The 13,153-nt window shown below is 70.7% G+C and carries 12 protein-coding genes and 1 tRNA gene; 8 read left to right on the forward strand and 5 right to left on the reverse strand.

Annotation, left to right across the window (positions count from 1 at the left end; all coding sequences use genetic code 11):
- Positions 1-130: 130 nt before the first annotated feature.
- The gene (locus ACWC5O_RS00005; protein ID WP_450590810.1) at positions 131-808 is read right to left on the reverse strand and encodes a DUF461 domain-containing protein; all 678 of its coding nucleotides are present in this window, start codon (positions 806-808) and stop codon (positions 131-133) included.
- A 639-nt stretch (positions 809-1,447) separates the two neighbouring features.
- Here ACWC5O_RS00005 and ACWC5O_RS00010 point away from each other — a divergent pair.
- The 7 genes from ACWC5O_RS00010 to ACWC5O_RS00040 all read left to right on the forward strand — a co-directional run bounded on the left by ACWC5O_RS00010 (position 1,448) and on the right by ACWC5O_RS00040 (position 8,221).
- On the forward strand, positions 1,448-1,930 hold the full coding sequence (locus tag ACWC5O_RS00010) for a CarD family transcriptional regulator (RefSeq protein WP_003953493.1): 483 nt from the start codon (positions 1,448-1,450) through the stop codon (positions 1,928-1,930).
- A 308-nt stretch (positions 1,931-2,238) separates the two neighbouring features.
- Complete coding sequence (ispD, locus tag ACWC5O_RS00015) at positions 2,239-2,991, forward strand: 2-C-methyl-D-erythritol 4-phosphate cytidylyltransferase (RefSeq protein WP_450590812.1); 753 nt, start codon at positions 2,239-2,241, stop codon at positions 2,989-2,991.
- Positions 2,981-3,505: a 2-C-methyl-D-erythritol 2,4-cyclodiphosphate synthase gene (ispF, locus tag ACWC5O_RS00020; RefSeq protein ID WP_450590814.1), complete on the forward strand. Its 525-nt coding sequence runs from the start codon at positions 2,981-2,983 to the stop codon at positions 3,503-3,505. Before ispD ends, ispF begins: the two co-directional genes overlap by 11 nt.
- Positions 3,506-3,553: 48 nt before the next feature.
- Complete coding sequence (locus tag ACWC5O_RS00025; protein ID WP_450590816.1) at positions 3,554-3,958, forward strand: PPOX class F420-dependent oxidoreductase; 405 nt, start codon at positions 3,554-3,556, stop codon at positions 3,956-3,958.
- A 45-nt stretch (positions 3,959-4,003) separates the two neighbouring features.
- Complete coding sequence (gene cysS / locus ACWC5O_RS00030; protein WP_450590818.1) at positions 4,004-5,422, forward strand: cysteine--tRNA ligase; 1,419 nt, start codon at positions 4,004-4,006, stop codon at positions 5,420-5,422.
- Between the two features lie 88 nt (positions 5,423-5,510).
- Positions 5,511-6,452 carry a 23S rRNA (guanosine(2251)-2'-O)-methyltransferase RlmB gene (gene rlmB, locus ACWC5O_RS00035; protein WP_450590820.1) on the forward strand — a complete coding sequence of 314 codons (942 nt, stop codon included), beginning with the start codon at positions 5,511-5,513 and terminating at the stop codon, positions 6,450-6,452.
- Between the two features lie 128 nt (positions 6,453-6,580).
- Positions 6,581-8,221, forward strand: coding sequence for a DoxX family protein (locus ACWC5O_RS00040; RefSeq protein WP_450590822.1), 1,641 nt, complete (start codon positions 6,581-6,583; stop codon positions 8,219-8,221).
- A 144-nt stretch (positions 8,222-8,365) separates the two neighbouring features.
- Here the strand turns inward: ACWC5O_RS00040 and ACWC5O_RS00045 are convergent, their stop codons facing one another.
- From ACWC5O_RS00045 to msiK, 3 genes are all read right to left on the reverse strand, one after another.
- Positions 8,366-9,097 (reverse strand): nucleotidyltransferase family protein, encoded by a 732-nt coding sequence (locus ACWC5O_RS00045; RefSeq protein WP_450590824.1) that lies wholly within the window; start codon positions 9,095-9,097, stop codon positions 8,366-8,368.
- A gap of 85 nt (positions 9,098-9,182) precedes the next feature.
- Positions 9,183-9,644 carry a hypothetical protein gene (locus ACWC5O_RS00050; RefSeq protein WP_450590825.1) on the reverse strand — a complete coding sequence of 154 codons (462 nt, stop codon included), beginning with the start codon at positions 9,642-9,644 and terminating at the stop codon, positions 9,183-9,185.
- Positions 9,645-9,852: 208 nt separating this feature from the next.
- On the reverse strand, positions 9,853-10,989 hold the full coding sequence (msiK, locus tag ACWC5O_RS00055) for a diacetylchitobiose ABC transporter ATP-binding protein MsiK (RefSeq protein WP_450590827.1): 1,137 nt from the start codon (positions 10,987-10,989) through the stop codon (positions 9,853-9,855).
- A 206-nt stretch (positions 10,990-11,195) separates the two neighbouring features.
- Between msiK and ACWC5O_RS00060 the strand changes: the two genes are divergently transcribed.
- A tRNA-Thr gene (locus tag ACWC5O_RS00060) sits at positions 11,196-11,269 on the forward strand.
- Between the two features lie 59 nt (positions 11,270-11,328).
- Here the strand turns inward: ACWC5O_RS00060 and ACWC5O_RS00065 are convergent.
- On the reverse strand, positions 11,329-12,969 hold the full coding sequence (locus tag ACWC5O_RS00065; protein ID WP_450590828.1) for an FAD-dependent oxidoreductase: 1,641 nt from the start codon (positions 12,967-12,969) through the stop codon (positions 11,329-11,331).
- Between the last annotated feature and the right edge of the window lie 184 nt (positions 12,970-13,153).

The following is a 13,153-nucleotide window of genomic DNA, read 5'->3' on the forward strand; positions in this document are numbered from 1 at the left end:
GCGTTGTCCAGGGCCGCGACGGCCAGGCGGGACTTCATCCGCGCGTCGATGGAGTAGCCCACGATCCTGTTGCTGAACACATCCTTGATCGCGCACCGGGGTGCCGCCCTTCGTATGTACGGGCTGCTGCTCAGTGGCTCGCGGACGACTGCGACGCCGAGTCGCTCGGGGTCGCCCCCGTGGTCGCGGTGTCGGTGGCGGTCGCCGACGGGCTGGACTTGCCGCCCTTGCCCGGCTTGCCGTTGCCGGACGCGGTCGAGCCCGGCGCGGCGGTGGCGGTCGCCGAGGCGGTCGGGATCTCGCTCGGGCCCCAGCCGCTGAAGAAGCTGGTGGCAGGGACCACGAACGCCCGCAGGTTCACCGGACCGGTCTTGCTGAGGGTGAAGGTCACCTTCTGCGCGTTGCCGTCCTGGACCGCCTCACGGCCGCTGGCGATCACGGCGGACGCGTTGTCCTTGCCGCCGATGACCAGCGAGCCGTGCGCCGGGACGGTCAGGCTCTGGCCCTTGGCGGCGGACAGCTTGACCGGCTCGCCGCTGCCCTGGACGGAGATCGACTGCAGGGTCTGGTTCGTGTTGCCCCTGTTGAAGACGGTCGCGGCGATGACGGCCGGGCCGGACGCCTTCAGGTCGGGCTGGGTGATGACCACCGCGTTCTGGATCATGATGTCGCCGACGCTGGTCGCCGCGTTGTCCGGCTTGATCTGCAGGGTCTGCGAGTTGTTGCCGGCGCCACAGGCGGCGAGCGAGGCGATCGAGAAGGCGATGGCGGAGGCGGCGAGGGCGCCGCGTCGAAGGCTGCTGCTCACGGCGGCGGCAACTCCTTGAACGCAGGGGCGGCTCCCCTTATAAAGCCGCCCTAAGTGTCTGTCAGCGGCCTTAGGTTACCGAGCCGTTCCTGCGCGGCCGCACCCGACCCTCCCCCTGGCACCGGGCTTCCCTCCGGGTGGGGGTACCTCGCCGCCCACAAGTGACTCATGAGTCACTTTGCCGAGGCGCTCGTCCGCCATTCACATAACGCGCCCGCAAGACCGCAGTCCGCATCCCCGCAACACGGTCCGAAAATTTTCCGTGAAGGAATGCACGGCCACCTCGGATATTGATCATCCGGAGCCCATCCGGCCCCCCGTGATCAATTCCGGATTCGTCTCGCACCCGGCTCCTGCGGCCGAACGGAGTAGCGGAAGTCGTACGCTTGGAAGTGGACAAATCGGGATGTTCAACCTCTTGGGCGAGACTCCGCGAGGTTGTAACGTATGCGTTTCACCTCGCCCGGAGAGCTGCTCCGACCTGCGAATACCTGATGCATCTCGGACCGGCGAGCGCCTTCGAAGCACGTTCCTGTTGCTGTTGTCAAGCCCCGAGATATGCCCTGACCTGCGAAAACGCCATTCAGAAGACGCCGTATCCGTGTTACTCTGGATAGCCACGGAAGGGGTACCTGTCACATGACGTTCAAGGTTGGCGACACCGTGGTCTATCCCCATCACGGGGCCGCGCTGATCGAGGCCATCGAAACTCGCCAGATCAAAGGCGTGGACAAGACCTACTTGGTGCTGAAGGTCGCCCAGGGTGACCTGACGGTGCGTGTGCCAGCGGACAATGCGGAGTTCGTGGGCGTGCGTGATGTGGTCGGTCAGGACGGGCTGGACCGGGTCTTCGAGGTGCTGCGTGCGCCGTATGCCGAGGAGCCCACGAACTGGTCCCGTCGCTACAAGGCAAACCTGGAGAAGCTCGCCTCCGGCGATGTCATCAAGGTCGCGGAAGTCGTGCGTGACCTGTGGCGTCGCGAGCGCGAGCGCGGTCTCTCCGCCGGTGAGAAGCGCATGCTCGCCAAGGCTCGCCAGATCCTGGTGAGCGAGCTCGCCCTCGCGGAGAACACGAACGAGGACAAGGCCGAGGCCCTGCTCGACGAGGTGCTCGCCTCCTGACGCGCCACCGGCGGCATCCGCTGCCCGCAGCCCGTTCAGCACAGTGAAATGCCGCGGTGCCCGATGACACTGATCCCGTCGCCGGGCGCTGCGGCATGTTCGTCCCCGGTCCCCGGAAGAATCCGGCCGTCGTGAGACCGCCGGACCACCTGTCGTTCATCTCGGGGGGAAGCCCCCCGATACTTGGTGTGCCGGGCCCGGGCAGATGGCTCGACCAGGGTCACGGAAGGGTCCGGTCAAGGCTTCGCGCCCGGCACTCCTCCAGGCCATACCCACCTGGGTCGAGCACACAAACCTGACAGGAACCGATGTCTGACGATTCGCGCCCCGCACCCGCGCAGATTCCCGTCGCAGCCGTGATTCCCGCCGCCGGCCGGGGCGTACGGCTCGGCCCGGGCGCCCCCAAGGCGCTCCGCGCGCTGAACGGCACGCCGATGCTGATCCACGCGGTCCGCGCCCTCGCCGCGTCCCGCCATGTCTCCCTGGTGATCGTCGTCGCCCCGCCCGACGGCGCCGCCGAGGTCAAGTCCCTGCTCGACGCGCACGCGCTGCCCGAGCGCACCGACTTCCTCGTCGTCCCCGGCGGGGACAGCCGCCAGGAGTCGGTCCGGCTCGGCCTCGACGCCCTGCCGCCCGAGTACGGGGTCGTCCTCGTCCACGACGCGGCCCGCCCGCTCGTCCCCGTCGACACCGTGGACGCGGTCATCGAGGCCGTGCGCGACGGCGCCCCCGCCGTGGTCCCCGCGCTGCCGCTCGCCGACACCGTCAAGGAGGTCGAGCCCGCGGCCGTCGCCGGCGACCCCGAGCCGGTCGTGGCCACGCCCGAGCGGGCCCGGCTGCGGGCCGTGCAGACGCCCCAGGGCTTCGACCGGGAGACCCTGGTCCGCGCCCACGAGAGCGTCACCGAGGACGTCACCGACGACGCGAGCATGGTCGAGCAGCTCGGCCTCGGGGTCGTCACCGTCCCCGGCCACGAGGAGGCCTTCAAGGTCACCCGTCCCCTCGACCTCGTCCTCGCCGAGGCGGTCCTGGCCCGCAGGAGGCTGAACGATGGCTTCTGAGGCATCTGATGTCCGGCTGCCGCCGGGTGGGCTGCCCGTGCTCCCCCAGGTCGGCATCGGCACCGACATCCACGCCTTCGAGGAAGGCCGCGAGCTGTGGTGCGCCGGCCTGAAGTGGGAGGGCGAGGGTCCCGGCCTGGCCGGGCACTCCGACGCCGACGTCGTCGCCCACGCCGCCTGCAACGCGCTCTTCTCCGCCGCCGGGCTCGGCGACCTCGGCCAGCACTTCGGCACCGGGCGACCCGAGTGGTCCGGCGCCTCCGGGGTCACCCTGCTGACCGAGGCCGCCCGGATCGTCCGCGAGGCCGGGTTCGTCGTCGGCAACATCGCCGTCCAGGTCGTCGGTCCCCGCCCGAAGATCGGCAAGCGTCGCGACGAGGCCCAGAAGATCCTTTCCGAGGCCGCGGGCGCGCCCGTGTCCGTGTCCGGCGCGACGACGGACGGCCTCGGCTTCCCCGGCCGCGAGGAGGGGCTGATGGCGGTGGCCACGGCGCTCGTGGTGCGGGTGGGCTGAGGGCGTGCGAGGGTACCCGGAGAGTCACCGCTGACCCAGGAGGTACCCATGCCTGCCACCCTGTCCGACCGGCTCAGGTCCCTGCTCGACGGTCCCGTCTTCATCGTGGTCGGCACGGTCCAGCCCGACGGCAGCCCGCAGCTGTCCCCGGTGTGGGTGAAGCGGGACGGGGACCAGATCCTGTTCTCCACGACCGTCGACCGCCGCAAGAAGAAGAACATCGACCGCGACCCCCGGGTGAGCGTCGTCGTCCAGGACCCCGAGATGCCCTACGTCTACGGCGAGATCCGGGGCACCGCGGAGATGACCACCCAGGGCGGCAGGGAACTGATCGACGAACTGTCGATGAAGTACACCGGCAAGGAGTACGCGGAGTTCAATCCGGCTTCGGCGCAGGACGCGGAGCGAGTGGTCGTGCGGATCACTCCGCGCAAGGTCGTCGGGATGATGTGAGGCAACCGGCACGAGGCATCACTCCGGGCCCACTACCCTGGAGTGGTGACTATTCGCCTGTACGACACCAGCGCCCGGCAGATCCGTGACTTCACCCCGCTCAAGCCGGGTTGTGTCTCGATCTACCTGTGTGGCGCCACCGTGCAGGCGGCACCGCACATCGGGCATGTCCGCTCGTACCTCAACTTCGACATCATGCGCCGCTGGTTCCAGTACCGCGGCTACGACGTGACGTTCATCAGGAACGTCACGGACATCGACGACAAGATCATCGCCAAGGCCGCCGACCAGGGCCGCCCCTGGTGGTCGATCGGGTACGAGAACGAGCGCGCCTTCAACGACGGCTACGACGCCCTCGGCTGCCTCCCCCCGACCTACGAGCCTCGTGCCACCGGGCACGTGACCGAGATGGTCGAGATGATGCGCACCCTCATCGAGCGCGGCCACGCCTACGAGGCCGACGGCAGCGTCTACTTCGACGTCCGTTCCTGGCCCTCCTACCTGGAGCTGTCCAAGCAGGACCTGGACGAGATGCGGCAGCCCGCCGAGGAGGGCATCACCGGCAAGCGCGACCCGCGCGACTTCGCCATGTGGAAGGCGTCCAAGCCGGGCGAGCCCGACTGGGAGACGCCGTGGGGGCGGGGGCGCCCCGGCTGGCACCTGGAGTGCTCCGCCATGGCGCACAAGTACCTCGGCCCCGCCTTCGACGTCCACGGCGGCGGCCTCGACCTGATCTTCCCGCACCACGAGAACGAGATCGCCCAGGCCAAGGCCTACGGAGACGACTTCGCCCGGTACTGGGTGCACAACGCCTGGGTCACCATGAGCGGCGAGAAGATGTCGAAGTCGCTCGGCAACTCGGTCCTCGTGAGCGAGATGGTCAAGCACTGGCGCCCGATCGTCCTGCGCTACTACCTCGGCACCCCGCACTACCGCTCGATGATCGAGTACAGCGAGGAGGCGCTGCGCGAGGCCGAGTCGGCGTTCGCGCGGATCGAGGGCTTCATGCAGCGGGTCACCGAGCTGGCCGGGAAGACGGTCGAGCCGGCCACCGAGGTCCCGCCCGCCTTCGCCGAGGCGATGGACGACGACCTGGGCGTCCCGCAGGCCCTGGCGATCGTGCACACCACCGTCCGGCAGGGCAACAGCGCGCTGGCCGCCGACGACAAGGAAGCGGCCGTGGCCCGGCTCGCCGAGGTACGGGCCATGCTCGGTGTCCTCGGTCTCGACCCGCTGGACGCGCGGTGGGCCGGCGAGGGCGCCGACCGCGGTGAGACCATGTTCAACAAGAACGTGCACGGTGTGGTGGACAGCCTCGTCCGGCTCGTCCTCGACCAGCGCGAGTCCGCCCGCGCCCGCAAGGACTGGGGCACCGCCGACGCCATCCGCGACCAGCTCAACCAGTCCGGTCTGGTCATCGAGGACAGCCCGCAGGGCCCGCGCTGGAGCCTCGGCCCGCGCTAGCCCTCGGCTTGATCGACTGTGCCGCCCGGCCCTCCGGGCGGCACACTGCATAAGACGTACGTACGAAGCTCACGGAGACAGGTAACTCATGGCCGCGAACAACCGCCGCATGTCCGGCAAGAAGGGCGCGCAGGTCGGCAGTGGCGGCCAGCGGCGCCGGGGCCTGGAGGGCAAGGGTCCGACCCCGCCCGCCGAGATGCGCAAGGGCCACGCCAAGCAGCGCGCCGCGGCCGCGAAGACCCGCCGCGCCCAGGGCCGTCCGCAGCAGCGCCGGGGCGGCGGCAAGTCGTCCTCCGAGCTGGTCGTCGGCCGCAACCCGGTCGTCGAGGCGCTGCGCGAGGGCGTACCGGCCTCCACCCTCTACGTCCAGCAGTTCATCGACAACGACGAGCGCGTCCGCGAGGCCCTCCAGCTCGCCGCCGAGCGCGGCGGCATCAACCTCATGGAGGCCCCGCGCCCCGAGCTGGACCGCATGACGAACGGCCTGAACCACCAGGGTCTGGTCCTGCAGGTTCCGCCGTACGAGTACGCGCACCCGGAGGACCTCACCGAGGCCGCCTACGACGAGGGCGAGGACCCGCTGATCGTGGCGCTCGACGGCGTCACCGACCCGCGCAACCTCGGCGCCGTCGTCCGCTCCGTCTCCGCCTTCGGCGGCCACGGCGTCGTCGTCCCGGAGCGCCGCTCGGCCGGCATGACCGCCGGTGCCTGGAAGACCTCCGCCGGTACGGCCGCCCGCACGCCGGTCGCCCGCGCCACCAACCTGACCCGCGCCCTGGAGGCCTACAAGAAGGCCGGCATCACGGTCGTCGGCCTGGCCGCCGACGGCGAGGTCGAACTCGGCGCACTGGAGGCCCTCGCGGGCCCGGTCGTGATCGTGGTCGGCAGCGAGGGCAAAGGCCTGTCCCGACTGGTCGGCGAAACCTGCGACTTCCGCGTCCGGATCCCGATGCCGGGTGGTGCGGAGTCGCTCAACGCCGGTGTGGCGGCGGGAATCGTCCTGTACGAGGCGGCTCGCCGACGCGGCTGAACAAGCGTCCGTCGTCTCACTCGTACGGGGTAATTCAGGCGTCCATATGGCTTTCCGGGCCGCTTTGACGCGGTCCGGACACATCCGCCCGGTCAAAGCAGTGTCCTAACTCCACGTCACTCGGTTAGATGAGTGTGGACACCAGAACACCCCGCACACCCACGGGGGACCGCTCGTCGGGATTCGACGACGCTCCCGCGCTGAGCATGGTGAAGGTGCCGAGCGATCCGGCGCAGGTCATCGTCAATCACGCCAGCTTCCGCGTGCAGCTGGGCGCGTCGGCGAAACGCAGCCAATCCCCGCGGATCGCCGGGCGCCTGAGCGCCGCCCATGACACCGCCCGAATGCCGGTCGTGGGCGCGGCGGGCCGGGTCGGCGCCGCGGCCGGCCGCCGCCGCCCCGTCGTGTGGAGCGGCAAGTCCGCCCCCGACGACACCGGCGCCCACCGGCTGCTCCAGGCCGTGCGGGGCAGCAGCGTCCGCCACGTCGACGAGCCCGTCGAGGCCGGCGTCACCCAGGTCATCCCGCGCGTCGGGACCGGGTACACCGACGGCTACGACGCCCTCGACCAGACCGTCCAGACCCCCGTCGTCGGCCACCAGCGCACCGCCTCCGAGGACGGCGCGCGGCTCCTGCCCCACATGCGCACGGTCGGCAGCGCCTACGACGAACCCGCCTACGCCGACGACGAGTTCGACGACTTCGAGGAGAGCGCCGGGGCGGGCGAACGCCTCGCCAGGCGCCACGGCGACGACCCGGCCCGGCACGCCTACTACCCCGGCCGCCGGATGAACCTCGGCGTGGTCCTGCTCCCCCTGCGCATCTTCCTCGGCTTCATCTCCATCTACGCCGGCATGGGCAAGCTGTGCGACCCCGTCTACTTCGACGGCGGCAAGCGCGGCTCCATGGTCAAGTGGCTCAACACCCTGCACCCCTGGGAAGTCGCCGAGCCCCTGCGCCAGTTCGCCCTGCACCACCCGGTCGGCTCCGGCCTGGTCATCGCCTTCCTCCAGGTGGTCGTGGGAGTCCTGACCATCCTCGGCTGCTGGCAGCGCGTCGCCGCCGTGGTCGGCGCCCTGCTCTCCGCCGCCCTGATCGTCACCGTCAGCTGGAAGACGGTCCCCGTCTACGACACCCCCGACATCATCTACCTCGCCGCCTGGTCCCCGTTGATCATCGCCGGCGCCCCCGTCTACTCCGTCGACGGCCGCCTCGCCGGCGGCGCCTGGCGCCGGCTCGGCCCCCGCTCCGACATCTGGGAGCTGCGCCGCTACGTCCTGCGCCGCGGCTCTCTCATCACGGCCGTCACCGTCGGCCTCACCCTGCTCGTCGGCTCCCTGCTGGGCGGCGCCGTACGCGACTCCAGCCGCGTGGTCGTCCCCGGCCCCGGCGACGCCCCGCGCAACAACCTGCCGGGCTCCCCGCTGCCCGAGGAGCCCAGGCAGCGGCAGCGGACGAGCCCGTCGGTCTCCACCTCGCCCACGGGCGGCGCCACGGCCGGTGCGAGCCCCTCCGGGGCGGCCGCGACCCCGGGCGCCAGCCACAGCGCCGGCGCGACCACCACGACGCCCACCCAGACCCAGGGCACCACGGGTCAGGTCCCGCCCCGCCAGTCCTCCCCGACGGGCGGTGCCCCCAGCACCACGGCGGGCCCGACCACCACGGGCGGCACGTCAACGGGCGGCAGCACCTCCACAGGCGGCACCGGCACCTCAGGCGGCACCACCTCCTCCGGCCAGCCGGGCCTGGTGGGCGGCATCCTGGACTAGCCCGGCAAGACAGCAAGGGGCCCCGTACCGCGAAGGTACGGGGCTCTTTGCTGTGCGGAGGGGCGTTACCTCAGGGGCGCGTGGCTGTATCGATGTGCGGCTCCGCCGCGTGGGCGCGACCAGCCACAACGCACCCGCACTCGGCTACCGCCCCAAAGCCGCCAGTTCCTTGGCCGCCTCCGTCAGATCCTTGGCCGTGTCAATAGCCCGCCAGTAGGCACCCTGCGGAATGGGGAACCCGAACAGCTTCCGCTCCCGGGCCAGCCGAGGAAACGTCGTCCGCTCGTGATCACCCCGCTCGGGCAGCATCTCCCCGAACTCCGGTGAGAACACGTACACACCCGCGTTGATCTCGAACGGCGACGGCGGTGCCTCGATGAAGTCGGTGATGTGGCCGAACCCGTCGGTCTTCACCGCACCCCAGGGAATCCGAGGCCGGGCCAGCGCCAGCGTGGCGACAGCGTCCCGCTCGGTGTGGAAGTCGGCCATGTCCCGCAGGGAGAAGCGGGTCCAGATGTCGCCGTTGGTGGCGTACCAGGGCCGGTCGGGGTGGGGGAGGTGCGCGGCGGCGTACTTGAGGCCGCCGCCACGGCCGAGGGGCTCCGTCTCGACGACGGTGGTGACGGAGACGGGCAGGTCGGCCGAGTCCAGCCACTTCTGCAGGACCTCGGCGAGGTGGCCGCAGGAGACCACCACGTCCGTCACGCCCTCCTCGGCGAGCCAGGCCAACTGGTGGCCGATGATCGGAGTGCCCGTTCCGGGGATCTCGACCATCGGCTTGGGCCGGTCGTCGGTGTAGGGACGCAGCCGTGAGCCCTGGCCACCGGCCAGGACGACGGCTTGAGTGGGGCGCAACGCGGCGCTCGGATGGGTCATGCCCCGAACTGTACGTGGCGCCCCGGCCGGAATTCCGACCGCAACCTGCTCCTTAAGGAGCCGTTACCGAGTTCCCAACCTGCACTCAGCTGCGCCCGGCCAGGACCCCGGTGGCGAAGGCGGTGTCGCAGACCGGGCGGGCGTAGGACTGGGCGCGCGAGGCGCCGTAGATGCGCACCGCCGCCCTGCCCAGGGCACGGGCGATGGAGGTGCAGTGCTTCGCCAGCGCGGGGTGCCCGTTCACGGCCTGCTGGAGGTGGGTGAGGACCACGCCCGGGTTCTTGTCCTGCAGCTCGGTCATCAGCTGGTCGCGGAGGACGTCCTGCGGGGCGCGGGAGACCGCCTTCGTGGAGACCTCCGCAGGGGAGACGTCCGAGGCGGTGAGCACCGAGCCGGAGGGGCTTCCCGTCCAGTTGACCCGGGTGACCGCGAGGGTTCCGGAGAGCACCAGGACGACGGGCAGGACGAGGGCGAGCGTGCGGCCGATCCGGCGGGCAGGGCCGCCCCGATGGCCGCGTCGCGTCTGAGGGATGGTGGAGTGCTTCACGCGTGTGAGGGTAGCGCCCGGTAATGATTTGGCGACATTTAGTCACCCCTATGGGGGATGCAGTGGTGCCACTTTCTGGGTAATGGGTTGACGTGCGGTGCCCGAAATGATCGCTGTGCCGGGGTATTTCGCGGCAATGAGCAGGGCCCCGCGGGGGTCCGCGGGGCCCTGCTCGTCAACCTGCGTGAAAACGCCCTGCTCAGGACGGTCAGTCGGAGAGACGCTCGCCCGTCGAGGTGGAGAACACGTGGGTCTCACCCGGACGAGGTACGACGTGCAGGGTGGCGCCCTTCTCCGGCACCTGGCGGCCGCCCACACGGACGACCAGGTCCTTGACCTCGCCGCCGACCTCGGCGGTGCCGTAGACGTAGCCGTCGGCGCCCAGCTCCTCGACGACGTTCACGGAGACGGCGAGACCGGCCGGGGCGTCCTCGGTGTCCTTGGACAGGGAGGCGGCGGCACCGCCACCCAGCTCGACCACGTCGAAGTGCTCGGGCCGGACACCGACGGTCACCGTGCGGTCACCCCTGTCGGCGGCGGCCTTCAGGGCGTCCCGGTTGACGGGGACGACGCTGTTGCCGAACTTCACGCCGCCGTCGGTGATCGGGACCTCGACCAGGTTCATGGCGGGGGAGCCGATGAAGCCGGCGACGAAGAGGTTGGCGGGCTTGTCGTACATGTTGCGCGGCGAGTCGACCTGCTGGAGGAGGCCGTCCTTGAGCACGGCCACCCGGTCGCCCATCGTCATGGCCTCGACCTGGTCGTGGGTGACGTAGACGGTGGTGATGCCGAGGCGGCGCTGCAGGGACGCGATCTGCGTACGGGTCGAGACGCGGAGCTTGGCGTCCAGGTTGGACAGCGGCTCGTCCATGAGGAAGACCTGCGGCTCACGGACGATGGCGCGGCCCATGGCGACACGCTGGCGCTGACCGCCGGAGAGCGCCTTCGGCTTGCGGTCCAGGTACTCGGTGAGGTCGAGGATCTTCGCGGCCTCCTCGACCTTCTGCCGGATCTCCGCCTTGTTGACGCCGGCGATCTTGAGCGCGAAGCCCATGTTGTCGGCGACCGACATGTGCGGGTAGAGCGCGTAGTTCTGGAACACCATGGCGATGTCCCGGTCCTTGGGCGGCAGGTGCGTGACGTCGCGGTCACCGATGCGGATGGCGCCGCCGTTGACGTCCTCGAGCCCCGCGAGCATCCGGAGCGAGGTGGACTTTCCGCAGCCCGACGGGCCGACCAGAACGAGGAACTCGCCGTCCTCGATCGCGATGTCGAGACCGTCGACGGCGGGCTTGGTGGAACCCGGGTAGATCCGGGTCGCCTTGTCGAACGTGACAGTGGCCATGGTGAATGGGCCCCCTTCTACCGGCAGGAACGTGCCGGACGATCCGTTGTAGGAAGGTGGTGGATGTAGTCCACGCGAGTGAACTGGCTCAGGACGGTACCTGGCGTTCACTCGTCTGTCAGCACCCGGGCGACTGTGAACTTCGCGGGAATTTTCGACAAGGGCCACCCCGGACCTGGGTACACTGCACGGGCGCGCAAGCGCACGCCTCCTTAGCTCAGCTGGTCAGAGCGCCGCTCTTGTAAAGCGAAGGTCGTCGGTTCGAATCCGACAGGGGGCTCGGCAGGGCCAAGGCCACCCGCACCTCACCGTGCCGGTGGCCTTCGTCGTCTGTGCAGGTCAGGCCGTGTGGAGCAGGGTCCGCAGGACCTTTCGCAGCTCCGCCTCGGGGTCCGGTACAGCGCCCGTCGCCCGCCACGCCACGAACCCGTCCGGCCGTACCAGGACCGCGCCGTCGGCGGTGGTGCCGTGGGCCTGGGCCCAGTCGGTGCCCTCGGCGTCGTACGTCAGGTCCGCGTCGGCGCCCGGGCCGATCCGGTAGGCGTCGAGCCGTACGCCGTCCGTGTCGGCGATGCGGCGGGCCGCCGCGTGCCAGCCCGCGTCGTCCGGGGCGTCGGCGAGCAGGACCAGGGAGTGTTCGTACAGGTCGAGGGTGGACATGCGGGTGCCGGCGCGGCGCAGCCAGAGGTGGGGGGCGCGGGTGCCGGGCCGGCCGGTCAGGTCCAGGGCGTCGGGGACGACCGGCCGCTCGGGGTCGGTGCCGAGGGCGGCGCCGTGCGGGTAGTGGTAGCCGAGGACGACGTTGAGGATGCCGCCGCGCTTGCCGCCGCCGATGCCGGGGGCGGGGGCGAAGCCGGGGTGGCTGTGCTCGACCGAACGGGCGGAGGCGCGGGCGCTGGTGGCGAGGGCGACCGGGCGGCGCTCGGCGTCGTACGAGTCGAGCAGGCCGGGGCCGGCCCAGCCGGCCAGGACGGCGGCCAGCTTCCACGCCAGGTTGTGGGCGTCCTGGATGCCGGTGTTGGAGCCGAAGGCACCGGTCGGGGACATCTCGTGGGCGGAGTCGCCGGCGAGGAAGACCCGGCCGGAGGCGTAGCGGTCGGCGACCCGTTCGGCGGCACGCCAGGACGCCTTTCCGGTGATTTCCACGTCGAGGTCGGGCACGCCCACCGCCCGGCGGATGTGGCGCTGGAGGCGTTCCTCGGTGAACTCCTCCAGTGTTTCTCCGCGCTCGGGGTGCCAGGGGGCGTGGAAGACCCAGCGTTCCTTGTTGTCGACGGGCAGGAGGGCGCCGTCGGCGTCCGGGTGGGTGAGGTAGCAGCAGATGAAGCGGCGGTCGCCGACCACCTCGGCCAGGCCGGCGGAGCGGAAGGTGACGCTGACGTTCGCGAAGAGGTCGCCGGGGCCCGTCTGGCCGATGCCCAGCGCGGTGCGGACCGGGCTGCGCGGGCCGTCGGCGGCGATCAGGTAGTCGGCGTGGACGGTGCAGCGCTCCTCGGTGGCGCGGTCGCGGATCACCGCCGTCACTCCGTAGGCGTCCTGCTCGAAGGACTCCATCTGGTGGTGGTAGCGCAGGTCGCCGCCGAGTTCCCGGGCGTTGTCCAGCAGGACCGGTTCGAGGTCGTTCTGGCTGCACAGGCACCAGCTGGTGGGGCTGAACCTCGCGAGTCCGCCGCCCGGGTCGATGTGCTTGAACAGCCATTCGCCGGCGTCCCCGACGAGGGTCGGCGTCTGCAGGATGCCGTGGTTCTCGGCGAGGAGTGAGGCCGCCGCCTTGATGTCCGGCTCGACGCCGGCCACCCGGAACAGTTCCATCGTCCGCACGTTGTTGCCGCGTCCGCGCGGGTGGACCGAGGTCCCGGAGTGCCGCTCGACGAGCATGTGCCGCACACCGAGACGGCCCAGGAACACGGACATGGACAGGCCCACCAGAGAGCCGCCCACGATGAGGACGGGGACCCGGTGGTCGGCTTTTTGATGCATCGAAGCCTCCAGAGGCAGGGGTGCGCGTGTGGGGCGCCTGTGAGTTCTCTTGCCCGGTGGCGCCCGCTCCGCGTGCCCAATCACCCACGTGGTTCATACGAGTCGCGGGGTGGTGGGGACCGGCACAGGATCAAGGAACGCTGCCGTCGCGTCACTCGCGGCCGGCGACGCCTCTGCCCCGCGA

Source organism: Streptomyces sp. NPDC001450, assembly GCF_053597295.1.

Coding starts and splice junctions, on each gene's coding strand:
- ACWC5O_RS00010 (WP_003953493.1), top strand. CDS start 1,448: ATGACGTTCAAGGTTGGCGACACCGTGGTCTATCCCCATCACGGGGCC.
- ispD (WP_450590812.1), top strand. CDS start 2,239: ATGTCTGACGATTCGCGCCCCGCACCCGCGCAGATTCCCGTCGCAGCC.
- ispF (WP_450590814.1), top strand. CDS start 2,981: ATGGCTTCTGAGGCATCTGATGTCCGGCTGCCGCCGGGTGGGCTGCCC.
- ACWC5O_RS00025 (WP_450590816.1), top strand. CDS start 3,554: ATGCCTGCCACCCTGTCCGACCGGCTCAGGTCCCTGCTCGACGGTCCC.
- rlmB (WP_450590820.1), top strand. CDS start 5,511: ATGGCCGCGAACAACCGCCGCATGTCCGGCAAGAAGGGCGCGCAGGTC.
- ACWC5O_RS00040 (WP_450590822.1), top strand. CDS start 6,581: ATGAGTGTGGACACCAGAACACCCCGCACACCCACGGGGGACCGCTCG.
- ACWC5O_RS00045 (WP_450590824.1), bottom strand. CDS start 9,097: ATGACCCATCCGAGCGCCGCGTTGCGCCCCACTCAAGCCGTCGTCCTG.
- msiK (WP_450590827.1), bottom strand. CDS start 10,989: ATGGCCACTGTCACGTTCGACAAGGCGACCCGGATCTACCCGGGTTCC.
- ACWC5O_RS00065 (WP_450590828.1), bottom strand. CDS start 12,969: ATGCATCAAAAAGCCGACCACCGGGTCCCCGTCCTCATCGTGGGCGGC.